The sequence below is a fragment of the Paenibacillus sp. 01L418 genome, from assembly GCF_056400045.1.
Map to the genome: position 1 here is coordinate 1 of NZ_JBFTSN010000336.1, position 7078 is coordinate 7078.

A 7078-nucleotide genomic window follows, 5' to 3' on the forward strand; every position below is an offset into this window, starting at 1 on the left:
GGACACCTGCGGGTTTTGCAAAACCCACGCTACCGCGAGCTGTGACAGCGTTAAGTTGCATTTTTGTGCAATCGGCCCTAGTTGTTCTATTGCCTGAAGGACTTCTTTATTCAACCATTGTCCTGCCAAACGTTTGAAAAACGGCGAACCAGCGGCCGTAGAAGCGCGCGAGCCTTCTGGTATAGGCTTGTCAGGAGCATACTTACCGGAAAGAATACCTTGCGCAAGTGGTGACCAGACAATCTGACCAATTCCTTCACGCTCGCAAGCGGGAATAACCTCGGCTTCAATAACCCGCCAAAGCATAGAATATTGGGGTTGACTCGCAACAAAAGGAACTTTCAGCTCCCTTGCCAAAGCCGATCCTTGCGTTATCTGATCTGCTGTCCACTCACTTACGCCGATATACAAAACTTTTCCTTGTCGAACCAAATCGGAAAACGCCACAAATGTCTCTTCAAGCGATACGGTCGTATCAAATCGGTGAGCGTAATAAATATCAATATAGTCCGTCTGTAATCTGCGAAGTGAAGCATGGCAGGATTCCATAATATGCTTGCGTGATAACCCTCTATCGTTATGCCCGTTCCCTGTTGGATGAAAAACCTTCGTGCACAATTCAATACTTTCACGACGTATTCCCTTTAAACAATGACCTAAGACCGATTCCGCCCTCGTCTCCGAATAAGCATCAGCAGTATCGAAAGTTGAAATTCCAGCGTTTAGTGCAGCATTTACGCATGCTTGTGCGGTGTTGTCATCCACTTGTGCACCGTGGGTTATCCAGTTTCCGAGAGCCACTTCGCTTACTAATAAGCCGCTTTTACCTAGTTTCCTATAATTCATGTTTCATTCCTCCTTTCAATGTAAATCTGATTATAGCAACCTATATTTAATATTAAAAATATATAATAAACGAATTATTAAGTTGATTTATGTATTAATAGGATCGAAGGACGAATGGTTCTATTGTTACTGGATATAAAAAAAGGTTGACTTGATAAGCGGATCAATGTTTTTATTATATAGACCGATCGTTATAATCGAGGAGTGAATCAATGTCGGAAAAACATAATACAAGGCATGCCATACTTGATACGGCAGCTAGGCTTTTTTTTACGCAGGGCTATCATGCGACGGGATTAAGCCAAATTATTAAAGAAAGTGATTGTCCGAAGGGATCTCTTTATTATTATTTCCCAAACGGCAAGGAAGAGCTTGCGCTGGAATGCATTAACTGCACGAAGGAGCTTGTTATTGAGAAATGGAGAAAGAAATTTGCTGATTATGAGGACCCTGCTGAAGCCGTTCAGGCTTTTGTATTTGATATGGCCGATGATGCAGAGAAGTTTGATTATAAGGGTTATATGCCGTTTAGCTTCTGGATGGCAGTCGAAACCTCATCGATTAGCGAGAAGCTGAGAGCAGCTGGACAAGGTGTATTTGCAGCATGGCAGAACGTGATTTCCGAGAGGCTGGTTCAGCTTGGAATGGAAGAGACTAGAGCAGTTGAGGTTGGCGTCGTCACCGTTTCCTTATTGGAAGGTGCGCTTATTCTAACGCTGACGAATCGGGACAAGCAGCCGTTGTTATCCGCAACGAAATGTTTGCCGTATATCATTAATAAATGTCCTTCTCTATGAGAAGTCATGAATAAATGCTAGATAGATAATAGGAGAGTGGAAGGCTTGCAAGCAACAATGACAGAATCGCAACAAAATACGGGGCAAAAATATAAAGTAATCCCCATTATGATTTCATTATTATTAAGCGGCTTTATCGGAATGTTTAGTGAAACGGCATTAAATGTGGCACTAAGCGATTTAATTCGCGTCTTTGATATCACGGCGCCAACGGTACAGTGGTTGACAACGGGATACTTGCTGACGCTGGGCATATTGGTTCCTGTATCGGGGCTGCTGCTTCAATGGTTCTCGACAAGGCAGCTATTCATAGCAGCACTTAGTTTCTCCGTACTAGGAACATTGGTAGCGGCGCTCGCACCAAGCTTTGAAGTTCTTATGGCTGCGCGTGTTATCCAAGCAGTTGGAACGGCGCTTTTGCTGCCGCTTATGTTTAACACAATTCTTATTATTTTCCCGGCTGAGAAGCGGGGAGCGGCAATGGGTGTAATTGGGCTTGTTATTATGGTTGCGCCTGCTGTAGGCCCGACGATTGCAGGACTCTTGATTGAAAACTTAAGCTGGCACTGGATTTTCTGGTTGTCGCTTCCGTTCCTAGTCATTGCACTATTATTCGGGATTATGTATATGCAAAATGTATCTACCATAACAAAACCGAAAATTGATATTTTTTCTCTCGTATTCTCAACGCTAGGGTTCGGCGGTATTGTGTTTGCCTTTAGCAGCGCGGGTGAAGGTGAAGGCGGCTGGGGCAGTACAAAAGTGATTGCGACCATGATCGTTGGTATATTGTCCCTTGCGATTTTCGCTGTTCGTCAATTGACGATGAAGCAGCCGATGATGAACTTACGGGCGTTTAAGCATCCGATGTTTGTTGTAGGAACGTTAATGGTATTTATTTGTATGATGGTTATTTTATCTTCTATGCTCGTTCTGCCTATGTATTTGATCAGTGGACTTGGTCTTAGTGCACTGACAGCTGGCCTCATTATGCTGCCAGGGGGACTTATTAACGGAATTATGTCTCCCATTATGGGCAGCCTGTTCGATAAGTTTGGTCCTAAGTGGCTCGTTATTCCAGGTCTTGTCATCGTTGCCGCTGCGCTATGGTTCTTCTCAGGCATAACGACAGCATCAACGATTACATTAATTATTGTTCTTCATTCATGCTTGATGATCGGTATTTCGATGGTATGGATGCCTGCACAAACAAACGGGCTCAACCAGCTGCCACGCGAGCTGTACCCGGATGGTACGGCGATTATGAATACACTGCAGCAGGTCGCTGGCGCTATCGGTACCGCAGTTGCAGTAAGTATTATGACCGCAGGAATGACCGGCTTTATGAAGGATGTGGCTGATCCTACAGATCCGGCCAATGCTCCGCTTGCGTTGACAGCAGGAATTCAGAACGCATTTATTTTCGCTATGATTGTTGCCATTATCGGTTTGATCGTTGCTTTCTTCATTAAACGGGTTCATGTGAGCAAACAGCATTAATAGATTTGAATACTAGAGACAGTCTATGGGAACATGGACTGTCTCTTTTTTGATAGAACGATTGACTGTGAGAACAATTATCAATTACAATGATTGAAAATATGCTGTAGACAAGCATTTGCAATACTAAAGGCGGGTCAATCCATGAAAAAGATTTTACTTATTGAGGATGAAAGAAATTTAGCGCGTTTTATTGAGCTTGAACTGCGTCATGAATCGTTTGAGACAGTTGTTTCTTATGATGGCAATAGTGGTCTAGAGCGCGCCTTGCGAGAAGAATGGGATGTTATTTTATTGGATCTAATGCTGCCTGGCATGGACGGACTTGAGGTTTGCAGGCGTATTCGGGAATCAAAAGCAACACCTATTCTTATGCTGACAGCGAGGGACAGCGTTACAGACCGAGTATCTGGCCTTGACAGCGGGGCGGACGATTATATCCCGAAACCGTTTGCGATTGAAGAGCTGCTTGCACGTCTACGCGTTGTATTTAGGCGACAGGATATGATTGCATCTGATCATCGTTCTATTTTGTCTTCTGGTGAGTTAACTGTAGATTTAGACGCTAGAATCGTTAGCAGAGGCGAACAAATCATAGAGTTGACTAAGCGGGAATACGGATTGCTGCTTGCTTTCATGCAAAATCCGAACCGTGTCTTCTCACGGGAAACGCTGCTTGATACCGTATGGGGTTACGATGCGGCTGTCGATACGAATGTTGTTGATGTATATGTGAGATATTTGCGCAATAAGATTGATGTCCCCGGAGGAACGAGCTGCATTCAAACGCTGCGCGGTATTGGGTATGTGATGAAAAAATGAATAATTTGCGCGTAAGTTTCTCACGAATACCGATCAAGTGGAAGCTGACATTATGGTCGGCGCTGCTGTTATTTCTTTTATTTGCTGCATACAATGCCGTTCAATATATGTTTGTAGAGAAGTGGATGAATAAACAAGCAGAGACGAACACACAGGAAGACATGCGGGAAATATTGAACTATTTATTGGAAAAGGAGTTCACTTTCGAGCAATCGGAGTTGAATTCAATACGAAGCTTTCTTGAAAAAGTAAATGGTAAAAATCAGCTAATACGCGTGCTTGATGAAGATGGAGCACCGATTATGATTGTCTCTGATAATCTAACAGAGCAGTGGTTAGATGCTTATCCATCTTCGAGTTTAGCTGCCAAAGGGTCGTGGTTCCTTGACCAAAACCTGCTGCTTATGCGGAGCCCTTTAACGATCTTCTCGTTTAACGGAACAATCGAAATTGTGAAAAACATCGAGGATTTTGAGAAGCTTAGTTCAGCTTTTTTTCGAATTATGTTAATTTGCTGTGTCGGTGCCATTGTTATAAGCGGCATCGGCGGAGGATTGCTGGCGCGTCAGCTGCTTAAGCCGCTTCAAGCGATGAATGTTGCCATGACCGGCGTAAAGCAGAAAGGCTTACAAGAAAGGGTTCAGCTAAACGAAAATAAAAATGATGAAATTGCAACGCTCATGAAKCTGTTTAATGAAATGATGGATCAGCTTGAGCGCTCGTTCGGGCAACAGAAACAATTTGTAGAGGATGCTTCTCATGAGCTAAGAACACCAATTGCCATCATTGAAGGGCATCTCGCACTGCTGCAGCGCTGGGGAAAGGATGACCCTGCAGTTCTGGAAGAGTCTTTGCAAGCTTCGTCGCAGGAAATAGCTCGGCTGAAAGGACTTGTACAGGAGCTGCTCGCATTGTCTCGTGCGGAGAAAGAGCCCGCTTACGGGAATGAGATGAGCAGCCATTCGAAGCAGAACATGGAACAGCTTATTAGAAATATAGAGGTGCTTCATCCGGAGTTCACTTTTCATGCTGATTTGAGTCATTTGTCAGACGTAGATCTATTTGTGTCTGAGCAGCATTTGGAGCAAATTATGCTCATCTTACTTGATAATGCAGTCAACTATTCGGGAGAAAGCCGAAGAATAGAGCTTTGCTGCTTGCTAGGAGAAACGGATGCTGTCATTCAAGTCACAGATTTTGGCGTTGGCATATCTGATCAGGACTTACCGCTCGTTATGAATCGTTTTTACCGCGCAGACCGTTCGAGGAGCGGCACAAGCGGCGGTCATGGACTCGGGCTGGCGATTGCGAACCGTTTGGTGCAACGATATGACGGTAGTTTGCTCATTGAAAGTAAACTTCATCAAGGTACCACCGTTTCAGCTGTTTTTAAACGAGTTACCCGAAAATGAATGTCGGGTAGCTTTTTTTTATTTTCACAGCATTTTCTCATTTTAGTAGGTTACAATAGGAACTGTTGAATTGGTGGTAATGATTTTCATTATCAAATTAAAAGTGGGAACGAGAGGTATGACAAAGATGAAAAAGAATTATATCGTAAGTGTCGTATTGTTAACGATGCTAACAGTGCTCGTATTAGCAGGTTGTGGAGCGAATAATGCAGGAAACGATAAGACGAATGCTTCTTCGCCATCGCCAGAGGCGAGCCCAGCAACGACTGAAGCAGCTGGTGGAAGTAATGATACGAGTAAGAATAACAACAAAGAGCAAGTCGTAAACGTGTTTACAGCAAGACACTATGATGTTGACAGCCAGTTGTTTGATGCCTTTACGAAAGAAACAGGCATTAAAGTCAATGAAATTAAAGGTACAGCAGAAGAGCTCGTTGAACGTTTGAAGCGAGAAGGAGAAAGCTCAGAAGCAGATCTGTTCATTACAGTAGATGGCGGCGTTCTAAATTATGCGAAGCAAAATGAAGTGCTTCAACCGATTCAATCCACAACGGTTGATAGTAATGTACCCGCAGAGCTGCGGGATAACGAAAACAATTGGGTTGGCATTGCAACCCGTGCACGCGTTATCGTTTATGCCAAAGATCGTGTGAAGCCGGAGCAGCTGTCCACCTATGAAGATCTTGCAAATGCCGCATGGAAAGGGAAAGTATTGGCGCGCTCGTCTGCCAGCCTTTATAATCAGTCGCTGCTTGCTTCATTCATCGAACTAAATGGAGAGCAAAAGGCTGAAGAATGGGCGAAGGGGATTGTAGCAAACTTTGCTCGTGATCCTGAAGGCGGAGATCGCGACCAAGCGAAAGCGGTCGTTGCTGGTCTAGGTGATGTTGCGATTATGAACACTTATTACGTTGGGCAGATGTTGAATTCGAAGGATACGGAAGAAGTTAAGGTTGCAGAGAAAATTGGCGTATTCTTCCCGAACCAAGAAACGACAGGCACACATCTTAACATCAGCGGTGTAGGCCTTACTAAGCATGCTAAGAATAAAGATAACGCTGTTAAACTGATCGAATTCATGACAGGCAAGGATGGGCAAACGCTGTTAACGCAAGGAAGCTTCGAATTTCCTGTAAATGCTGCTGCAGAAAAGCCTGAGTTGTTAAAGGGCTGGGGTGACTTTAAAACACAGAAGCTGGATTTCTCCAAGCTGGGCGATCATAACAAAAAAGCAGTCGAGCTTCTGGCTAAGGCAGGTTGGAAATAAAAATGATGGCTTCCATCTCTTTGCGAAATTTAAAGAGAATATTGAACGGCTGGGTTATATTGAGCGTAATAGGGGCCATCATGGCCCTTATTCCGTCTCTTTATATTTTTTTCGGTTTGTTTGACAAACCGAATGAAAACTGGCAGCAAATCAAAGAGTATATGCTGTTTGAATCTGTCGTTCAATCTTTATATCTTGTAGTAGGATCGGTGTTTTTCTCCGTTATCATCGGCGTGTCGCTTGCATGGCTTGTTGCAGCCTATGATTTCCCGATGCGGAAGTTCTTTCACTTTGCATTTTTGCTGCCACTGGCTATTCCACCATATATTGCAGCTTATACTTACGGTTCTATGCTGAGCTATACGGGCAGCATACAAGTTTTTATGCGAAATACGCTCGGCGTAACCCCTAACCAAGCTTATTTTGATATATTG

Annotated in this window: 6 protein-coding genes and 1 pseudogene; 6 read left to right on the forward strand and 1 reads right to left on the reverse strand. The window is 43.8% G+C overall.

What is annotated here, in order from left to right; all coding sequences use genetic code 11:
• On the reverse strand, positions 1-846 hold an 846-nt coding region (locus AC1DSE_RS26735), incomplete at its 3' end, for an aldo/keto reductase family protein (RefSeq protein WP_477528457.1).
• A 212-nt stretch (positions 847-1058) separates the two neighbouring features.
• Between AC1DSE_RS26735 and AC1DSE_RS26740 the strand changes: the two genes are divergently transcribed.
• The 6 genes and pseudogenes from AC1DSE_RS26740 to AC1DSE_RS26765 all read left to right on the forward strand — a co-directional run.
• On the forward strand, positions 1059-1643 hold the full coding sequence (locus AC1DSE_RS26740; protein WP_477511728.1) for a TetR/AcrR family transcriptional regulator: 585 nt from the start codon (positions 1059-1061) through the stop codon (positions 1641-1643).
• Between the two features lie 57 nt (positions 1644-1700).
• The gene (locus tag AC1DSE_RS26745; RefSeq protein WP_441881798.1) at positions 1701-3143 is read left to right on the forward strand and encodes a DHA2 family efflux MFS transporter permease subunit; all 1443 of its coding nucleotides are present in this window, start codon (positions 1701-1703) and stop codon (positions 3141-3143) included.
• Positions 3144-3287: 144 nt separating this feature from the next.
• Positions 3288-3965 carry a response regulator transcription factor gene (locus tag AC1DSE_RS26750; protein ID WP_477511729.1) on the forward strand — a complete coding sequence of 226 codons (678 nt, stop codon included), beginning with the start codon at positions 3288-3290 and terminating at the stop codon, positions 3963-3965.
• The gene (locus tag AC1DSE_RS26755; RefSeq protein ID WP_477528458.1) at positions 3962-5377 is read left to right on the forward strand and encodes a HAMP domain-containing sensor histidine kinase; all 1416 of its coding nucleotides are present in this window, start codon (positions 3962-3964) and stop codon (positions 5375-5377) included. Before AC1DSE_RS26750 ends, AC1DSE_RS26755 begins: the two co-directional genes overlap by 4 nt.
• A gap of 127 nt (positions 5378-5504) precedes the next feature.
• Positions 5505-6644: a Fe(3+) ABC transporter substrate-binding protein gene (locus AC1DSE_RS26760; RefSeq protein ID WP_339203723.1), complete on the forward strand. Its 1140-nt coding sequence runs from the start codon at positions 5505-5507 to the stop codon at positions 6642-6644.
• 2 nt (positions 6645-6646) lie between these two features.
• Positions 6647-7078: pseudogene (locus AC1DSE_RS26765) on the forward strand (iron ABC transporter permease); the annotation flags it as partial.